This window comes from Ochrobactrum sp. SFR4 (assembly GCF_019730395.1).
Classification (GTDB): domain Bacteria; phylum Pseudomonadota; class Alphaproteobacteria; order Rhizobiales; family Rhizobiaceae; genus Pseudochrobactrum.
On sequence record NZ_JAAPBB010000578.1, the window covers coordinates 1 to 304 of the forward strand.

A 304-nucleotide genomic window follows, 5' to 3' on the forward strand; every position below is an offset into this window, starting at 1 on the left:
CCTTCCCGAATATTGACCCTGTTCTCTTCTCGGTAGGCCCGCTCTCCGTTCACTGGTATGGTATCGGCTATGTCATCGGCATTTTATTTGCCTGGTGGTACGGCAAAAAACTCGTCAACAATGCCCGTCTGTGGCCGAACAACAATGCACCGATGGATCCGCTTGCATTGGATGACTTTGTCCTCTGGGCAGCTCTTGGCGTGGTGATCGGCGGCCGCATTGGCTACGTATTATTCTATAATTTCAACTTTTATATCAGCAACCCGCTGGAAATTCCGGCCGTATGGGACGGCGGCATGTCCTT

The 304-nt window shown here is 51.6% G+C and carries 1 protein-coding gene; it reads left to right on the plus strand.

All coding sequences use genetic code 11. The features are described from left to right. Nucleotides 1-304: prolipoprotein diacylglyceryl transferase (locus HBA93_RS20335; protein WP_221724482.1), on the plus strand; the 304-nt coding region annotated here is incomplete at both ends.